Origin of the sequence: Rhizobium sp. ERR 942 (assembly GCF_007828395.1) — a bacterium.
In the GTDB taxonomy this organism is placed as follows: domain Bacteria; phylum Pseudomonadota; class Alphaproteobacteria; order Rhizobiales; family Rhizobiaceae; genus Rhizobium; species Rhizobium dioscoreae.
In genome coordinates, this window is the sequence record NZ_VIUA01000016.1 from 21,463 (window position 1) to 36,791 (window position 15,329).

The 15,329-nt window shown below is 58.0% G+C and carries 15 protein-coding genes and 5 pseudogenes; 10 read left to right on the forward strand and 10 right to left on the reverse strand.

All coding sequences use genetic code 11. From position 1 onward, the window contains the following. Positions 1 to 390: 390 nt before the first annotated feature. From FBZ97_RS33410 to FBZ97_RS33430, 5 genes are read right to left on the reverse strand one after another with little or no spacing between them, the layout of a single operon-like run. On the reverse strand, positions 391 to 894 hold the full coding sequence (locus tag FBZ97_RS33410) for a DUF4405 domain-containing protein (RefSeq protein ID WP_145324468.1): 504 nt from the start codon (positions 892 to 894) through the stop codon (positions 391 to 393). Between the two features lie 14 nt (positions 895 to 908). Further along, complete coding sequence (locus FBZ97_RS33415) at positions 909 to 1,988, reverse strand: 4-oxalomesaconate tautomerase (RefSeq protein WP_145324471.1); 1,080 nt, start codon at positions 1,986 to 1,988, stop codon at positions 909 to 911. Beyond that, a complete protein-coding gene (locus tag FBZ97_RS33420; RefSeq protein ID WP_113352385.1) occupies positions 1,981 to 2,652 on the reverse strand; it encodes a 4-carboxy-4-hydroxy-2-oxoadipate aldolase/oxaloacetate decarboxylase in 672 nt (223 codons plus the stop codon). The genes FBZ97_RS33415 and FBZ97_RS33420 overlap by 8 nt, the downstream gene beginning before the upstream one ends. A 1-nt stretch (position 2,653) precedes the next feature. Continuing rightward, the gene (locus FBZ97_RS33425) at positions 2,654 to 3,616 is read right to left on the reverse strand and encodes a VOC family protein (RefSeq protein WP_145324473.1); all 963 of its coding nucleotides are present in this window, start codon (positions 3,614 to 3,616) and stop codon (positions 2,654 to 2,656) included. A gap of 20 nt (positions 3,617 to 3,636) precedes the next feature. After that, complete coding sequence (locus FBZ97_RS33430; RefSeq protein ID WP_113352383.1) at positions 3,637 to 4,371, reverse strand: PIG-L deacetylase family protein; 735 nt, start codon at positions 4,369 to 4,371, stop codon at positions 3,637 to 3,639. Positions 4,372 to 4,651: 280 nt separating this feature from the next. Between FBZ97_RS33430 and FBZ97_RS33435 the strand changes: the two genes are divergently transcribed. The 7 genes from FBZ97_RS33435 to FBZ97_RS33465 all read left to right on the forward strand — a co-directional run bounded on the left by FBZ97_RS33435 (position 4,652) and on the right by FBZ97_RS33465 (position 11,433). After that, positions 4,652 to 5,506, forward strand: coding sequence for a branched-chain amino acid ABC transporter permease (locus tag FBZ97_RS33435; protein ID WP_113352382.1), 855 nt, complete (start codon positions 4,652 to 4,654; stop codon positions 5,504 to 5,506). A 107-nt stretch (positions 5,507 to 5,613) separates the two neighbouring features. Beyond that, on the forward strand, positions 5,614 to 6,555 hold the full coding sequence (locus FBZ97_RS33440) for a branched-chain amino acid ABC transporter permease (protein WP_246661941.1): 942 nt from the start codon (positions 5,614 to 5,616) through the stop codon (positions 6,553 to 6,555). Continuing rightward, positions 6,552 to 7,304: an ABC transporter ATP-binding protein gene (locus FBZ97_RS33445; protein ID WP_113352380.1), complete on the forward strand. Its 753-nt coding sequence runs from the start codon at positions 6,552 to 6,554 to the stop codon at positions 7,302 to 7,304. The genes FBZ97_RS33440 and FBZ97_RS33445 overlap by 4 nt, the downstream gene beginning before the upstream one ends. After that, a complete protein-coding gene (locus tag FBZ97_RS33450) occupies positions 7,297 to 8,004 on the forward strand; it encodes an ABC transporter ATP-binding protein (RefSeq protein ID WP_145324477.1) in 708 nt (235 codons plus the stop codon). Before FBZ97_RS33445 ends, FBZ97_RS33450 begins: the two co-directional genes overlap by 8 nt. 89 nt (positions 8,005 to 8,093) lie before the next feature. Beyond that, positions 8,094 to 9,263 (forward strand): ABC transporter substrate-binding protein, encoded by a 1,170-nt coding sequence (locus FBZ97_RS33455; protein WP_145324479.1) that lies wholly within the window; start codon positions 8,094 to 8,096, stop codon positions 9,261 to 9,263. Positions 9,264 to 9,337: 74 nt separating this feature from the next. Then, positions 9,338 to 10,225 carry a DUF1932 domain-containing protein gene (locus tag FBZ97_RS33460; RefSeq protein WP_145324481.1) on the forward strand — a complete coding sequence of 296 codons (888 nt, stop codon included), beginning with the start codon at positions 9,338 to 9,340 and terminating at the stop codon, positions 10,223 to 10,225. Next, positions 10,222 to 11,433 (forward strand): LysR family transcriptional regulator, encoded by a 1,212-nt coding sequence (locus tag FBZ97_RS33465; protein ID WP_145324483.1) that lies wholly within the window; start codon positions 10,222 to 10,224, stop codon positions 11,431 to 11,433. The genes FBZ97_RS33460 and FBZ97_RS33465 overlap by 4 nt, the downstream gene beginning before the upstream one ends. A 255-nt stretch (positions 11,434 to 11,688) precedes the next feature. Here the strand turns inward: FBZ97_RS33465 and FBZ97_RS33470 are convergent, their stop codons facing one another. The 3 genes and pseudogenes from FBZ97_RS33470 to FBZ97_RS33480 all read right to left on the reverse strand — a co-directional run. Next, positions 11,689 to 11,871: a hypothetical protein gene (locus FBZ97_RS33470; protein WP_145324485.1), complete on the reverse strand. Its 183-nt coding sequence runs from the start codon at positions 11,869 to 11,871 to the stop codon at positions 11,689 to 11,691. Between the two features lie 360 nt (positions 11,872 to 12,231). Further along, a complete protein-coding gene (locus tag FBZ97_RS33475) occupies positions 12,232 to 12,555 on the reverse strand; it encodes a DUF1236 domain-containing protein (protein WP_246661942.1) in 324 nt (107 codons plus the stop codon). Positions 12,556 to 12,768: 213 nt separating this feature from the next. Next, positions 12,769 to 12,987, reverse strand: a pseudogene (locus FBZ97_RS33480) (hypothetical protein); the annotation flags it as partial. Here FBZ97_RS33480 and FBZ97_RS34965 point away from each other — a divergent pair. From FBZ97_RS34965 to FBZ97_RS34970, 3 genes and pseudogenes are all read left to right on the forward strand, one after another. Continuing rightward, a pseudogene (locus FBZ97_RS34965) lies at positions 12,987 to 13,133 on the forward strand (3'-5' exonuclease); the annotation flags it as partial. The pseudogenes FBZ97_RS33480 and FBZ97_RS34965 sit on opposite strands and share 1 nt — an antisense overlap. A 516-nt stretch (positions 13,134 to 13,649) precedes the next feature. After that, the gene (locus tag FBZ97_RS33485) at positions 13,650 to 14,111 is read left to right on the forward strand and encodes a M24 family metallopeptidase (RefSeq protein WP_113391230.1); all 462 of its coding nucleotides are present in this window, start codon (positions 13,650 to 13,652) and stop codon (positions 14,109 to 14,111) included. Between the two features lie 101 nt (positions 14,112 to 14,212). Then, positions 14,213 to 14,374: pseudogene (locus FBZ97_RS34970) on the forward strand (ABC transporter substrate-binding protein); the annotation flags it as partial. Here FBZ97_RS34970 and FBZ97_RS34975 read toward each other — a convergent pair. Together FBZ97_RS34975 and FBZ97_RS33500 are read right to left on the reverse strand one after the other, a co-directional pair. Next, a pseudogene (locus FBZ97_RS34975) lies at positions 14,375 to 14,569 on the reverse strand (hypothetical protein); the annotation flags it as partial. It abuts the pseudogene before it with no gap. After that, positions 14,570 to 15,236, reverse strand: a pseudogene (locus FBZ97_RS33500) (aldo/keto reductase); the annotation flags it as partial. Between the last annotated feature and the right edge of the window lie 93 nt (positions 15,237 to 15,329).

Here is a 15,329-nt window from a genome sequence, read left to right on the forward strand (position 1 = left end):
ATGGAGCCGGAGCACAGGCCTTCCCTTTCATGATTCGAGCAGTTGCCCGGGTGAAGCGGCATGTCTAACGCTGAGAAGGCTCTTGCAGCTCGTCGTGGTTGATAAGCTGACACTGGCGCCTGTGTCGACGCGCCGCCACGACAACGGGCCGCACGCCCAGACCGGGCTGGGAAGATCGCTACCGACCAGGAATTTTTGGCCTGGGAGTCTCATTGACGATCTGTAGAAATAAAGGCGGCAGCTGAATCCCTGGTTCTCTTTTTTGTTCTGCTCAGGCGGTTGCAAACCGAATCCGATCAGGTTGGGTGCTTCAATCGCCATCTCCTTGACAGTGTGGTAGGCGATTAGATTTTCCGTCAGGACTTCACCAAAAAACCTCTCGGCATACAGCTAGGGCGACGCAGTCAGGATGTTGATCAATTCTGCTTCACCCTTGCCGGACCGAGCCGCGATCTCATTGAGATGCATATCAGGGCTGACTGCTGAAAATCCCGCAGCTAGCAGCCGCTCCTGAAGGGCTTGGGATGAAGTCGCGAGCAAAGGCGCGACATCCGAGACCCGATTCTGCAAGATTCGGTTTGCGAACGCGATCTGCGGAGGTCCTCCAGTGTGCGAACCCGGCGCGTTGGAGATCGTTGCGTAGTAAAGTGATGCAGCAAGGGAAACTCCGAGTGCAACGGTCATGGGCAGACGCTGGAAATAGTTCGTGAACGGTCGCCAATTTTTCCACACATGGAGGAGAAATGGTACGATGAGCACCATGCTCAGCCACTCATGCATCGCACGGAACCAAGACTGCCCAAGGTGTAGGAAGAGAGCGATTCCCGATATCAGCGAGACCAAGAAGAGGCCCGTGATGAATGGGGTGGCATAGCGAAGAAACATGGATTTCATTGGCTTGGTCCAGCTCAGTGAGATTGCTTTTCGCGCTTTTCAATGGGAAAGACCAACCCATCGAATAGCTTTCGGGCAGTCCTCACGGTGCCTGCCCCCATGACGTTTGCCTGCTCCGTCAGTTCCAGGAACACTTCCATCTCGCCTGTAGGATGCTCGATGCGATACCGCCCATCCGACGGTGCAGTGACAAGTTTGTTGGCAGGCGTTCCGGGAATGCGGGTTGCTGTTGCGACCGTGACGGCGGCTAATACGCCAATTGAAGCATGAACTCGATGAGGTATAAAGCTGCGCGTGTTGATTGCACCACCGGCGGCCGGCCCTGACACCAAAGTCATCTTCGGAACCGACGCCGTGCTGACATCGCCGAGTTTCATCATCGGCCCGGCCTGCAATCGGATGGCCTCGAGCCGCTGTTTTAAGCCATTATTGGCCTCAAGGTCCTCGCGCGATTCTTGTCCCGTCAACCCGAAGTCTGTTGCCCGCATGATCACGCACGGCATGCCGTTATCGATGAGCGTCGCCTCAATCCCATCAATGACGTCGACTTCCCTGCCTGTCGGCAGAAGGGATCCGCACATCGAGCCCTCAGTGTTCGTGAACAGGATCGGAATCGCTGCGTGCCTGCCTGGTACTCCCGCGATGCCAGTATCACCAAGATAGCTTACTTTGCCGCCAGGCGTGCTTATCTTGGCGACCGCAACCTCACCGGAATTGACCATATGGATTCGCACGGAGGTCACCTCCCCCGAGACTGGAACCAAGCCTCGTTCCAGGGCCGCGGGTCCCACCCCTGCGAGAATGTTTCCGCAGCCTTGGGCGTCGCTTACCAAGGCCCGGTCGACGAAGACCTGAAGGAACAGGTAGTCCACATCAGCATCGCTTCTCGTCGGGGGAGACAGAACCGCCACCTTCGAAGTTAGTGGGTCTGCGCCACCGATGCCGTCGATCTGCCGAGGGTCAGGAGATCCCATGACCCGCAGCAGAAGCTCATCTCGCTGCTCTGGGTCGTCCGGCAGGTCACTGGCGAGGAAGTAAGCGCCCTTTGATGTCCCGCCACGCATCCAGAGGCAAGGGATTCCATCCTCATACATATTTCAGCCCCTTGGCTTCGAGCTTGGGCCGCATTTCATAGATGTCGAGCCCAAGCTCACCCGCGGCGAGACGCTTGCGTTTGCTGTCTTCATTGGCGACGCGCTTTTCCGCAGCGACCGCAACCTCTTCCGCTTCCGCCCGCTTGACGACACAGACGCCATCATCATCGGCAACGATGACGTCGCCCGGCTCGACGTAAGCACTGGCGCAAACAACCGGTACGTTCACCGAACCGAGCGTTTCCTTGACGGTTCCTTGCGCCGATACCGCCTTCGACCAGACCGGAAATTTCATGGCTGTCAGATCGCGGACATCGCGCACGCCCGCATTGATGATGAGCCCGCGGCAACCTCGAGCGAGCGCGGAGGTCGCGAGAAGATCGCCGAAGTAACCATCCTCGCAATGCGATGTCGGCGCGATCACCAGAATGTCGCCTTCCTTGATCTGCTCGATCGCGACATGGATCATCCAGTTGTCACCCGGAGGCGCGGAAATTGTTACCGCGGATCCCGCAATCTGGACGCCGGGATAGATTGGCCTCATGTAGCTTGCAAACAGCCCCTTGCGGCCCTGAGCTTCGTGTACCGTTGCGACGCCGGCGGCGGCAAGACGATCGATAACCGATTGGCTCGCTCGTTCGATGTTCTGTACGACGATACCCACTTCATTCTCCTTTCGACCCCACGGGCGGTGTGCCGTGGGTGTGGAATGTTTCGATGGTCTTTAGCCCCCAGGCCTGCCCCTTCTTGCGCTCTGCTTCCGTCCACACGACGGGCTCCCAATCCGGAGCAAGGATCAGTCGGGCACCGGCATTGGCAAGCTCGACGCGATTGCCGGCAGGTTCCCAGACGTAGAGGAAGAAGGTTCCTTGGATCGCATGCTTGTGCGGCCCGGTTTCGATATGCACGCCATTCTCCAGAAAGATATCGGCAGCCCGCAGGATTTCCTCGCGCGTATCCGTCGCGTATGTGACATGATGGAGTCGGGCGTCGCCTTTGCCGTGCTCTTCCGTGCAGGCAAGGTCGTACCCTTGGTTGTTGATCGTGAACCAGCAGCCACCGACTCGGCCGTTATCGAGCTGGATCATCTCCGTCACCCTCGAGCCGAGGCAGGTTTGCATGAATCGCCGGAATTCGGTCACGTCTGAAGCCAGGAGGTTCAGATGATCGAGGCGGCGTGGATGGCATCCCTGCCCGTGATATCGGGATGCAATGTTCTTCAGAGCCGGCTTTTGCTCTTCCGGCGGCTGGTAGCGCACGGTGTCGTAGTAGAGCTCGAACACGTGTCCGAACGGATCCTTGAACCGAAACGCCCGTCCGTGACCCTGATCAGCGTCCACCCAGCCTATAATATGGAAGCCGCTCTCCTCGATCGCCTTAACTCTGCGCGTCAGCGCCTCGGGCGAGGATGCGCGATAGGCAATATGCCCAACGCCCGTCGTGTGGTGGCGCGTCAGCTTCAGGGTATGGAACTCATAATCGTCCCAGGCCCGAAGATATGCCGAATTCTCGTCCTGAGCCGAAAGCGTCAGACCGTAAATGCGCAAAAAGAAATCGAGACTTTCATCGAACTTGTTCGTGTACATCTCGACGTGCGCCAGGTGCGCGATGTCGAAGCACGGCTCCATGTTCATCCTCCCTAGGTCGATCAAAGCTCGTCGACCGTGCGCGGAAAGATCGACTGGAACCCTTCCGCATATTTCGATGCGCGGCCGCCGGATTGGCCGCCGGAATTACGCTGGAAATGGTTGGCACGGTTCTGAGCGACGCGGGTATAGAATTCCCAGAGGTGCTCCTGGCCTTCCATGCATTCAATAGCCGCGCGCTTCTTTTCCCAGACTGGTGTTATGTCAAGGAAAACATCGGGCTTCCAGCCCATCTGCTCCGTCTGGTGCGGCTCGAACAGGTAGAGCTGCGGGGCGCCAAGCACCTCCTGGCCGGGATTGTGACCCCACGCCTGCGCGATCATGCGCGCCTCGAGGGCCACCTGCGTGGCATACATATGGTCCGTGTTATAAGGGTCGTATTGGGAATGGCTCAGCATGAAGGAGGGCTGCACGTCGCGGATAACGTCGACGAGATGGTACTTGTCCTCGTCTGTCAGCCGCAGCGGGTAGTCGCCGAGGTTGAAGCTGATGAGATCATGCACGCCAAGCGTCTTCGCGGCCTTCTCCGCTTCGCGGCGTCTTGCCGCCTTGACCTTCTCCAGCGTCATGCCGTTTTCTTTCCAAAGCTTGGCTGACTCACCGCGCTCACCGAATGAAAGGCATACGACCGTTACGTCGTATCCTTTGTCAGCATGTAGGGCGATCGCGCCACCGCAGCGCCAGACGAAATCAGCGGCATGGGCACTGATTACGAGTGCAGTCTTCTTTTCCGACATTGGATGTCTCCTTCCTGTTAGGGAGATATCGCGCCGGGGAAAGCGATTTGCCAATTTGGAAGTGACGCCAATCCGATAAGTTTTCGCTATAGATGAATCTTCGCATCGAAAAGCGCCGGTCGCGCTATAGCTTTTTGTTATATCATGCGGGCCATTTTGAAATAGCCTTCCCTGCTCGATCCCTCCACCCTGATGCGACTAAAACTGGCTCGTCTTGTCGAGCCCGCAACGTGATGTGCCACCCGAAGAAGCGAGAATATCGGCGGCACAGGGAGGAAGCATGTTGACCCTTCTCTTTGATGGGCTGGCCTATGGAATGTTGCTGTTCGTCCTGTCGTGCGGATTGGCTGTCACCCTCGGGCTGATGAATTTCATCAACCTGGCGCACGGCGCCTTCGCTATGGCTGGTGGCTATGTCACCGTCATCCTGACAAACCGCTGGGGCGTGCCATTTCTGCTGACGCTGCCGATCGCCTTCATCTTCACGGCCATCGCGGGCCTGGTTCTGGAACGGACTCTCTACACAAGGCTGTTCCACAAGACCCACCTGGATCAGGTTCTATTCTCGATCGGGATCGTCTTCATCGCTGTCGCCGGTATCGACTATCTGATGGGCTCGCAGCAGCAGATTCTCGATCTGCCTGAATTCCTGAAAGGACGCGTATCCTTTTTCGGTGTCGGTATTGGCGTCTATCGCGCCTTTCTGATCCTCGTGTGCGGCGTCCTTGCAGGCTGCCTGCAGCTTGTCCTCAGCCGCACGCGCTTCGGCAGCAGGCTGAGGGCGTCGGTGGACGATCAGCGGGTTGCTCGCGGCGTCGGCATCCGGGTCAACACGATCTTTGCGGCGACCTTCGCCGCCGGATCCGGTCTTGCAGGACTGGGAGGGGCGCTTGGAGCGGAAATCCTCGGCCTCGACCCAACCTTCCCGCTGAAGTTCATGGTCTACTTCCTGATCGTGGTGTCTGTCGGCGGAACGTCGAGCATGACCGGACCGCTCGTCGCCTCGATCCTGCTCGGGATGGCCGACGTCCTCGGTAAATACTACGTGCCGTCGCTTGGCGGCTTCATCATCTACATCGTGCTCGTGGCTGTTCTCGTTGTTCGTCCCCAGGGCCTTTTCTCGAGGGCTGGCTGATGTCCGTGACGCACCAACTCAATGGTCCGCTTTCGAATGCTGTCAAAGCAAGCCTGAGGCGACAAACCCGGTGGGCTTTGCTGGAAGTCCTATTCTGGATCGCTGCGGTGGCATCCTGGTTCCTGTTGCCTGATGAACACCTGATCCTCACCCAGATCACGATCTTCGCCCTCCTCGCCCTCTCGATCGACCTGATCCTGGGCTTCGCGGGGATCGTGACCCTCGGACAGGCCGCGCTTTACGGCGTTGGCGCATACGCCAGCGGCCTATTCTCGATCTACGTTACCGGAGAGCCGCTGATCGGATTATTGGTTGCGGCAGCGGCGGGTGCCGCCGTGGCGCTGGCGACCAGTTTCCTGCTGTTGCGTGGCGCCGATCTGACGCGGCTGATGGTCACTCTCGGCGTTGCCGCGGTTCTCCACGAGATCGCCAACCAGGCCGGATGGCTGACGGGCGGGGCCGACGGACTGCAAAACATCACGATTGATCCGCTGTTCGGGTCCTTCAATTTCGACATCTATGGCCATGTCGGATATGCCTATTGCCTGACGGTCCTCTTCGTCCTGTTCGTGCTCGCCCGCTATCTGATGGCCTCGCCCTTCGGCAATTCCCTGAAGGCCATCCGCGACAATCCGCTGCGCGCTTCAGCCGTCGGTATCCCGGTGAAGGCTCGCCAGATTGCGATTTATACGCTGGCGGGTGCCTATGCGGGCATCGCTGGCGCACTCTTCACCCAGACACAGCAGTTCATCTCGCTCGACGTCCTCTCGTTTCAAAAGTCTGCAGACGGGTTGATGGTGCTCGTCATCGGCGGAACGGGTTATCTCTACGGCGGTCTGATCGGGGCGCTCTTCTACGAACTGATCCAGGACGCTCTCTCGTCCGTGACCCCGCAATACTGGCAGTTCTGGCTCGGCATCCTACTGGTCGCCTTCGTTCTCGTGGGCCGGGATCGGCCGCGCCAGATCATCGAACAAATAGCAGCACGTGGCCTCGGTGCGCAAAAGGCGCCATCTTCGATCCGGGCGTCGAAAGGAGAAGCGTCATGACCGCGCTCGCCTTGGAAACAAGGGGTCTGAATAAGGTGTTCGGCGCCTTGAATGCGACCACAGATGTCAACTTTGGCTTAGAGCATGGCGCGCGCCACGCACTGATCGGCCCTAACGGTGCGGGGAAGACGACATTCATCAATCTGCTCACCGGCGTTTTGCAGCCATCAGGTGGCGAGATCTTACTGAACGGAGAAGTTGTCACCCGCCTAAAGCTGGAGCGACGGGTCGCAAGGGGACTGGTTCGAACCTTCCAGATCAACCAGCTCTTTGCAGGATTGACCGTGATTGAGAGCCTGGCGCTCGTCATTGCTGAACGTGACCGCCGCGGATGGAACCTCCTGCGGCCAACGCATGCAATAAAAGGATTGGAGAAGGAGATTGGAATCCTGCTCGAAGACTTTGGCCTCGACGGAGTGGGCGACGAAAAATGCTCGGCGCTGCCCTACGGCAAGCAACGCCTCCTGGAGATCGCGCTGGCGATAGCATCCAAACCGCGCGTGCTACTGCTTGACGAACCCGCCGCGGGTGTGCCCGAAGCCGACCGGAAGGAGGTCATGAGGCGGATATCGGCCTTGCCATCGGACGTCTCTATCCTCCTGATCGAGCACGACATGGATCTCGTCTTCAACTTCGCCAAAAGGATTTCCGTCCTTGTCTCAGGCGCGCTTTTTGCGGAAGGCAGCGTAGACGAGATCGCCCGGGATCAACGCGTCAAGGAAGTCTATCTTGGGGGTGCCCATGACTGAAGTTCTCAGGATAGATGCACTGTCCGCCGGTTACGGCAAGGCGACAGTGCTTCACAACGTCAACATCTCGGTGGAACAGGGAACGGCTCTTGCACTGCTCGGCCGCAATGGCGTGGGCAAGACGACGACACTGAACACGATCGTCGGGCTGACCCGGTACCAGTCCGGCTCGATCAAGCTTAATGGCGCCTCTATCGAGCGCATGGCCCCGGAGCGGCGGGTCGAGGCTGGCGTCGGCTGGGTTCCACAAGAGCGCGGGATCTTCCGTTCTTTGACCGTCGAGGAAAACATCACCGCGGTCGCGAGACCTGGGAGATGGACGCTGCAAGCTGTCTACGAACTCTTCCCCCGGCTCCAGGAGCGTTGTTCGAATTTAGGCAATCAGCTTTCAGGCGGCGAGCAGCAGATGCTGTCGATCGCCCGCGCTCTGGTTCTCAATCCGCGTATTCTACTGCTCGACGAACCGACTGAAGGCCTCGCGCCGATCATTGTCGAGGAACTGCTGGTAGCCATTCGAAGGATCGTTCGGGAAGAAGGTCTTGCCGCAATTATCGTCGAGCAGCATGCGCAACAGATCCTCGCGATCACGGATAGCGCGGTCATTCTTGATCGGGGAAGCGTCGCGTATTCGGGTAGCAGCGCTTGCCTTGCCGATGATCGGGCGACGTTGGGCAAGTTTCTCGGCGTCGGTGCGGCCTAGTGATCGCAGCTCCGGCAACCGATCGAATGAAATCAAGCAAACGGCGTGCGGCCAAAAATGGCCATAACCCGGTCAACAAGGAGGAGAGAATGAACATGAAAGGCATCATTGCCACAGCGGCTGCAATGCTCACGATCATGGCGGCGACCGCCGTTTCCGGACATGCCGAAGATGCGGTGAAGGTCGGCGTCGTTATTCCGATGACGGGCGGCTTCCAATCGAATGGGCGTCAGATCAACGCAGCGCTAAAGACTTACGTTGCCACGCACGGCGACACAGCCGGCGGCAAGAAGGTTGAGTTTATCGTGAAGGACGACGCCAGCTCGCCGGACAATGCGCTTCGCATCTCCCAGGAACTCGTCACCAACGACAAGGTGTCGATCCTGACCGGATTCGGCAACACACCGACGGCGCTTTCGGTGGCACAACTTTCGAAACGTGCGAAGATCCCTCAGGTGATCATGGTGGCGGCCACATCCTCGATCATGAAGGCGTCCCCGTACATGCTTCGCACCTCCTGGACGATCCCGCAGGTCGCGAGCGTCATCGGAAAATGGGCTTCCGAAAACGGTACGAAGAAGTTCGTCTCGATCGTATCGGACTATGGCCCGGGCAAGGATGCCGAGGAATGGTTCTCGAAGACATTGGAGGAGAATGGCGGCACGATCGTTTCCAAGCTCAAAGTTCCGCTCGCAAATCCCGATTTCGCGCCTTTCCTTCAACGAGCTGCGGATGAAAAGCCTGAAGGCCTGTTCGTGTTCGTTCCGACGGGCGCCGGCGCGGCCTTCATGAAACAATTTGTCGAACGCGGTCTCGACAAGTCAGGCATCAAGGTCATTGCCATGGCTGACGTCACGGATGACGACTTGCTGAACGACATGGGCGAGCCCGCGCTGGGGGTTATCACCGGAGGCCCTTACTCCACCAATCATGACTCACCGCAGAACAAGACGTTCGTCGAAGCCTTCAAGAAGAACAACGACGGGATGCGTCCGAACATGGTCGCGGCCGCGGCGTGGGATGCGTTGGACCTGATCTACAAGACGCTTGACAAGACCAAGGGCGACGCAAGCGGTGCGACCTTTGTCAAGGCCGCCGAGGGCATGCAGCTCGACAGCCCGCGCGGGCCGATCTCGATCGATCCGGAGACGCACGACATCATCCAGAACATCTATATGCGGAAGGTTGAGAAGGTCGACGGCGAATTTTACAACACCGAATTCCAGACGATCCAGAACGTCAAGGATCCGGCCCATTGAAACCGAGGCGCGGAGATAGGTCCTGCCTCCGCGCCTCATTGCATTGAACAAACCAGGTGTCGAGAGAGATAAGCATGACAAAGGTCGGTCTGGTGGGATTTGGAGAAGCCGCGCAGGCTTTTGTTTGCGGATGGCGAGCCGATGAGATCAGCAGCCGAGAACTCGAGGACGTGACCACGTTCGACGTGAAGGTCGAAGACCTCGAGACCCTGTCCGGGCTGCAGGACCGCTGTAAGGATCTTCAGGTTTTGTGCGCCAAGATTCCCGCTGAAGCGCTTGCTGATCGCCAGCTCGTGTTTAGCCTTGTGACCGCTGATAGGGCGTTGCAGGCCGCAACCGGCGCGGCGGAAAACCTCGAAAGAGGCGCACTCTACCTTGACTGCAATTCATGTTCGCCCAACACGAAGTTAAAGGCGGCAGAAGTCATCGAGGTGGCCGGCGGGATCTATATCGACGTCGCGGTCATGGCTCCGGTATATCCCGCGCGCCACCGTACCGCGCTTTTGCTGTCGGGTTCGTCGGCCGACGAGGCTCTGGACCTTCTCTCCAGCCTCAACATGAACGCCACAGTTGCGGGACATAGGGTGGGACAGGCATCATCGATCAAGATGCTCAGATCAGTGATGATCAAAGGCTTCGAAGCGCTGACCGCGGAGTGCTTTCTAGCTGCAAGGCGCGCCGGTGTCGAGGCAGCTGTTCTGGCGTCACTTCAATCTTCCGATCCCGGGCTGGACTGGAACAAGCGAGCAACTTACAACCTCGAGAGAATGATGGTCCACGGGCAAAGAAGAGCTGCGGAGATGGTCGAAGTTGCAGCAACACTGAGAGAGCTCGGACTGCCGGATCGAATGGCAACCGCGACGGCGGATTGGCAACGTCAAATCGGCGGACGGGTGACACGGTCCGTCGAAGACTCTCTGCAAGCCAGGACCGACGCAATTTTGGGGTCGACGCTCGATTGAATAACGGAAAGTCTCCAGCACCTCAGATCCAGCACAACCTTCGCCATCTGAGGGTGTTTCTGACTGTTGTGACCACCAACTCGGTGACTAAGACCGCGGCAGCCTGTCATTTGTCACAGCCGGCTGTAACGCAGGCGCTGTCAAAAATCGAGCGAGAGCTTCACACGAAGCTGTTCACGAGAACACCAACAGGGCTCTTCGCGACGGCTCACGGCGACCTCCTTGCCAAGAGGGTCCGGCGGGCGTTTGCATATCTGGATTCCGCACTCGACGAACTGAGCCCTCGCCTGCGGATGCTGACGACCACATCTCAGCTTCGTGCCCTGATCGCAGTGCGCGAGTGCGAGAACTTCACCCTCGCGGCAAAGAGGCTCGGCCTGGCGCAACCAACGGTGCACAGAGCGATCACGCAGTTCGAAGAAGAAGCGGGCCGCACTTTGTTCGATCGCACATCCTTTGGAATTGTGGCGACCAAGGCGGCGAACGGGCTTGCCCAGGCGGCCCGTCTCGCACTTGCGGAGCTTGCGCAGGCCGAGGTCGATTTGGCCGACGCGAACGATGAGGAAGCTGGACAGATCGTCATCGGCGCCATGCCTCTATCGCGCTCTTTTGTTCTTCCACGAGCAATCGCAGAGTTCCGAAAGCTCCGACCAAAGACGCCAATTCATGTCCTCGAGGGTCCATACGCCGACCTCCTGACGGGTCTGCGGCGCGGGGAGATAGATTTTCTGATTGGAGCGATGCGCGATCCGCCCCCTATCGACGATGTCGAACAGCGTGTGCTGTTCACAGACACCATCGTCGTCGTCGCTGGCAAGGATCACCCCCTGCTTGAAAAGGGCATGCCGACGACGGAGCAGCTCGCATCGTTCCCATGGGTCGTCGGGCAGGTCGGAACTCCGATCCGAAGGCACTTCGACGCAATGTTCGAAGGACTTGGTCGGCAACCGCTCAGCATCGTCGAGTCCAGTTCGCTCATCCTCATGCGCGAACTTCTGGATCGGACCGATCATTTAGGCTGCATTTCCTTTCTGCAAGCACAAGCTGAGATTTCACGAGGACTGCTAAAGGCACTCCCCCTCGAATTAGGGCATACTGCCAGGCCGATAGGCGTCACCTGTCGGGCGGAATGGCTGCCCACGGTTGGCCAGCAACTTTTCCTCGACCTCGTCATTCAGACGGCAAGAACCGCTGGCATTGACCCGTGAAGATTGTTCCAGAAGTCATTTCCGGGCAGTGGGCGGAAATAAGCTCGCTCGCTTGAAAACTAAGAAAAAATTCCTTGTGTGCTATCGTGTGGACGACATCATCAGTCGGATGCAGAGTCTGATCCAAGAAGTCGGATAGGAACCTGACGAACGTGGTCCTAACTGCTTCGATGGGCGCTCCAATAAGCAGCGGCAAGCCTTCCGCTAGCGCTAGCGGACTTGTCACGTCCATCCAACCTCGCATGTGTTTCGCGCTTATGCAGCTTTGCGCAAAGCATGCGCAATTTTACAAATGCGCTTTGACCGATAGACGAGGAATGGAATCGGCTTACTTTTCACATCGGCACTTGCGAGTGAATCATCCAAAAAGGCAGCCTCTATTTGAGGGATGGTTATTGCTTCATCCTTAGCGACGCGATCGGCGGCTTTGAGCATCATGCTCTCCTCTCGGAATCACGAAAAGATGCTCGCCGTTATGCCACGCTGACTTTCTCGAGTAAGGCATGCTGGACAGTTTGCTATTTAAAGGCCTACCGTGGATAGACGTCGTCGCGAACCGAGACAGAATGGCGCCAAGCCTAAAGTACCGCCCCAGTAAGCCGGTGTACTCGCCGCTGCGTATCACAACCCTGTTCCAAGATCAGTCACACACCGACTGAAAGGGCGTGGCAAACCCCACAAGCTCCTTGTCGTCGCTGTCGCGAGGAGGCTCTAACAATCGCAAACGCGATCCTGAAAAATGGCGCCTCATGGAGCCATCAAAACCCAACTTAGACACAGTTGTTAGTTAGACGGTTGTTATTTAACGATTTCGATAACCTTGTGAGTGTGCGGGTTGACGATGACACGCTGTTTTCCGATGACGGTGTAGGCATAATCACTATTGCTGGGGATGGGATACACCTCTACGGAACTCGGCAGTTCGGTGCCGACGACAACGTCACCCTCATAAGTTGCGGATGGAACGTCATGTCCTGTGACATAGGTTTTAACCTCCCCCGGTACGACCACCGTCGAAGCGTTGGTGTCTGAACTATCCGGAGTTACAACAACACTGCTTTGCGCAAGAGCCGTTCCGAACGTAAACAGTGATGCGCACATCGTAATGACGAACTTATTCATCTCGATCTCCATCTATCCAATAGGGGTAGCCTAACCGTGTCAGCCCGCGAAGGTTCCCAAGACAATGTGCCGGGCACGGCCCGGCGAGGCGCAGCGGTCATTTCGAGCCATTGACCGTGCAGCAGGTACCTGAACGCTTTCCCTGTGTGTGCCGCTTGCCTGATGGGTTTGCGGGCTCGTGAGTTATTCAGTCCAGATCGACTGTTTTCGCATCTACTGAAAATTCCGGCTTCTCACCTTCAGCCTCTCAATAAGCCGATCCGGCTCATAGATCTCCCGTGCCTTCATTATCGCCCGCTCCCGCGAATCCGGACTGCCGGGAGTCCCATGGGCGAACTCGTCGCCGCGACCAGTCGGCAGCCTGAAGGCCTCATCGCGATCGGCAAGGCCGGAGAGATCGAATGTCAGGTCGAACAGTTGCTGGGCGACCAGACGCGGAAACAACCGGCCTCGATACGAGAAAGGACGAGATCATCGAAATCGGGCCGATCGCCTTCAGCTTCAATGGCGAAGGCGATATCGGAGATGTTGCCGATTTGGGCGGAGGAAGGGAGGCCAGAGGCGCGCCATCTCGACCATGGACAACGAGCGGAGATCACACGAGGAAACGGAGCGAGAGGCCGATACGTCCATCCACCGTGGAAGGTCATTCCGTCACGACACGGTAGTCAACACCCGAATTAGTCCGTTGACCAAACATCTGAGATGGCACAGCGATGGCGCCTGGTTTTTCAGAGATCTGATACTTCTACAAATGCCGCGAATCTTTTGCGCACTTATAGAATTTTGGTCAAAATCTCGAAATTCTCCGCTCTGCGTCTACAAATTCCTGAGCGACGCGTTTCGTGGATCATATCCGTAGCTTCCACCTGGGACGATCTTGTCATCGAGGAAATGAGGACTGCGGCTTCTTTGTCGTCGTAAATTCCCGATTGAAGCTCAATCGTTCCACCTGTTCGCACCGCAATACTTACGCTCAGCATCTCCGCCCATCCAATTATCGTTCACCGCGTCATAAACGTCCAAGCAAAAGAACACGTTCCAAAGCTTTCGAAATATCTGACGCATTCGATATTTCGGTGCTGCTTAATTGAATGCCCTCTACCGACCTCGTCGGCTGTTATGGCATGTGCGTGGACATTTCTCGCACCTGGTGGATCGGCGATGCGCGGCCAAGCGACAACATGATCTCTGCCATGAACCACGCCGTCGACCATATCCGCGAGAACATGGCGATGCTGAAGCCGGGCGTGACGATCAAGGAGCTAACGCATGGAGGCCATCGGCTCGCGGACCGCTATTGGCAACAGAAATACTCCTGCAAGATGCACGGCGTTGGCCTCTGCGACGAATGGCCGTTCGTGCCCTATCCGGATGCATGGGTCGAGGGCGCCTTCGATGTCGCGCTGGAACCGGGCATGACCATCTGTGTGGAAGCCCTCGTTAGCCCCGAGGGCGGCGATTTCTCCATCAAGCTCGAGGATCAGGTGCTCATTACCGAGACCGGGTACGAAGATCTGACATGCTATCCCTTCGACAGCCGCCTGCTGTCCTAGACTCTGGCCATATCGGTCGCGGCCCAGTCCGCGCGGCTACGGTCAAACTTGTTCAGCCAAGAGGAATTGAAGCCCGAAACCGAGATGGGAGATCCCTGATCATGTACAGGTTTATAGCATTTGTTATGCTTGTGGCCGCCGCCTGGGCGTCGGCGAATGCCAGCCAGGCGGCGGATTGCGGCAACGTCTCCATCGCCGAGATGAATTGGGGATCGGCTGGCGTTGCCGCGCATGTCGACAAGATCATCCTGGCAAACGGCTATCTCGTCCTCGATGGTAATGGGCATCACGCCCTTGGCCGACCCTGGCTTTGCCGCACGAGCACCAGCCCGCCGTTTAAACCCAACAGCCGTCCCGTGCAGTCATCGCCTCGGCACAGGGATGATGTTGAGCTCCGAGAGGTCCTTGCGAAGGACGGCGACCGGATGCTGCCGCAGCGTCGGGCCGGTATGGCTGTACCGCAGGCGCTGCGCGGCGTTCGCCTGTGCCTCTCGGATCAGGCCAGAATACATATTCTCCTTGCCGGGATACCACGGCATCGTGCCGATGGAGCCAAAGCCGGGAATCGTCTCCATATGAGCACTTCCTTCTTCCATGCCTTCATCAGCGGAATGACGACCGGCGCATTGGTGATGCTGTGGCATTGCATCAGATTGATCGTGTCACGCCATGTCCGCATGCGCGACTGGCGAAAGCTTTCAACAGCGTGGCTTTCGTCCCCGCGATATTCTCCTGTGGACCAGACATTGTTGGCGAGGAACATCTCGTCCGATCGCTCAAATTCGCCCATGAACTCTCCGACGCTAACTTCCGCCGAACCGTAGAGAGGTGACGTGTCGACGACGCGACCGCCTGCGGCGACGTACCGTTCGAAGACCTGCGGGAGTGCGTCGCGCCGATCCCCGGGCTTCAGATCAAAGGTCAGGAAGGTGCCGAGGTCCAGGGCCGCGACCCTTTCGTCGGTACGCGGCAAAGTGCGGGTTAGCATATCCGGACTAGATCCGGCGGCTGGCACCATATTCGTGTCCTGGTTTGCCCCGCAGCGCTGGTGGCCAGTGCCAGCCCTGTTGCCGCCGCACCCATCGTCCCGAGGAAGCCGCGTCTATTGATCTTCGACTGGTCGATGCGATCTCTCCTTTTCCTCAGCCGTCAGAACTGCCAGTTGGCGGGTACCCAGGCGTAGCCGCCATCCGTCTTTAGCATCCGTCCGAGGCCGGG

Bases quoted from the DNA above. Each gene is read 5' to 3' on its own strand.
- FBZ97_RS33450 (WP_145324477.1), top strand. From the start codon at position 7,297: ATGACTGAAGTTCTCAGGATAGATGCACTGTCCGCCGGTTACGGCAAG.
- FBZ97_RS33445 (WP_113352380.1), top strand. From the start codon at position 6,552: ATGACCGCGCTCGCCTTGGAAACAAGGGGTCTGAATAAGGTGTTCGGC.
- FBZ97_RS33415 (WP_145324471.1), bottom strand. From the start codon at position 1,988: ATGTATGAGGATGGAATCCCTTGCCTCTGGATGCGTGGCGGGACATCA.
- FBZ97_RS33455 (WP_145324479.1), top strand. From the start codon at position 8,094: ATGAACATGAAAGGCATCATTGCCACAGCGGCTGCAATGCTCACGATC.
- FBZ97_RS33435 (WP_113352382.1), top strand. From the start codon at position 4,652: ATGTTGACCCTTCTCTTTGATGGGCTGGCCTATGGAATGTTGCTGTTC.
- FBZ97_RS33485 (WP_113391230.1), top strand. From the start codon at position 13,650: ATGCCCTCTACCGACCTCGTCGGCTGTTATGGCATGTGCGTGGACATT.
- FBZ97_RS33460 (WP_145324481.1), top strand. From the start codon at position 9,338: ATGACAAAGGTCGGTCTGGTGGGATTTGGAGAAGCCGCGCAGGCTTTT.
- FBZ97_RS33425 (WP_145324473.1), bottom strand. From the start codon at position 3,616: ATGGAGCCGTGCTTCGACATCGCGCACCTGGCGCACGTCGAGATGTAC.
- FBZ97_RS33410 (WP_145324468.1), bottom strand. From the start codon at position 894: ATGAAATCCATGTTTCTTCGCTATGCCACCCCATTCATCACGGGCCTC.
- FBZ97_RS33470 (WP_145324485.1), bottom strand. From the start codon at position 11,871: ATGATGCTCAAAGCCGCCGATCGCGTCGCTAAGGATGAAGCAATAACC.
- FBZ97_RS33430 (WP_113352383.1), bottom strand. From the start codon at position 4,371: ATGTCGGAAAAGAAGACTGCACTCGTAATCAGTGCCCATGCCGCTGAT.
- FBZ97_RS33475 (WP_246661942.1), bottom strand. From the start codon at position 12,555: ATGAATAAGTTCGTCATTACGATGTGCGCATCACTGTTTACGTTCGGA.